Raw genomic sequence first — 1,220 nt, forward strand, 5'->3', positions numbered from 1 at the left:
CCGTGTGCCCCACGGTAGTTAGTCCCAGGCGCAGGATGTTGATGGCAGCATTCACATCTCGGTCAGCCTCATAGCCGCAATGGGGACAGTGATGGGTTCTGACTGAGAGTGCCTTCTGGACTCGTTTGCCGCAGTTTGAGCAATCCTGGCTCGTGTAGTGGGGAGGAACGGCCACCGTTACCTTCCCATATTTCCTGCCAAAATACTCCAACCAACAGCGAAACATTGACCATCCTGCATCACTAATCGACTTGGCTAGATGCCGATTGCGCACTAACCCTTTCACATTCAAACCTTCATAAGCAACCAAATCGTTAGATTGGATGACGCAGTAGGCGATGCTCTTCGCCCACTCATTACGCTGCCTACTTACCCTTAAATGCTTCCGGGCGTATCGGTTCCTAGCCTTGTGATAGTTCCTTGACTGTGGTTTTGCCCCCTTGCGGTACTTTCTGGACTTCTGCCGATTGGCTCTGTTCAACCGCCTTTCAGACTTACGATAGAACTGTGGTGCTTCCACCACAGTGCCATCGCTGGCAGCGATGAAATACCGCAAACCGAGGTCAAGACCAACGGCTTTTTGACTCGGCTCACTCTGCACTTGAACATTCACTTGGATGCAGCACTGAACGTAGTAGCCATTGGCGCGACGGACTAAGCGAACCCGCTTAATCAGGGATTCGTCATAGCGTGCCAGATCGTAGGTTCCGATCAACCGCAATTCCCCAATCCCGAAGCCATCCGTAAACTTGATGCGCTTCGATTCAAGCAACTTCCATCCAGAGGTTTTGTACTCCACCGAGCGGGAATGCTTCTTGAACTTAGGGAATCCTACTGGCTCTACTCCCTTTTTGCAGTTGTCGTAGAACCGACTGATTGCACTCTAAGCCCGTTCTGCCGAAGCTTGACGAGCCATGGAATTGAGTTTCTTAGCAAAGGGAAACTCCTCAGCCAACTCTTTGCAGAGCTTGCTAAGGTCGTATTTACCCACTCCCTGGTTGTCCATCCAATGACGCACAGCTTTGTTACGGATAAACTGAGCCGTCCGTATAGCGTCGTCAATAGCGGTAGCCTGGGCAGGCTTTACCCGTGCTTTGAACTCAAGTACAATCATTCTCTTATGCTAGCATATCTGGCGTAAGAATGCGGCTAAAGCCGCCGTTGCTTTTCATCCCTGGGTTAAAACCGCATTGCTCTCAAGCTATCGGGATATTCCGTAA

General features: G+C 50.8%; 1 pseudogene. It reads right to left on the reverse strand.

The annotated features are described in order from the left end of the window. Window positions 1–1,114, reverse strand: a pseudogene (locus VB712_RS10815) (RNA-guided endonuclease InsQ/TnpB family protein); the annotation flags it as partial. Window positions 1,115–1,220 lie beyond the last annotated feature (106 nt).

Origin of the sequence: Spirulina sp. CCNP1310, from assembly GCF_034932185.1 — a bacterium.
Lineage (GTDB): Bacteria > Cyanobacteriota > Cyanobacteriia > Cyanobacteriales > Spirulinaceae > Spirulina.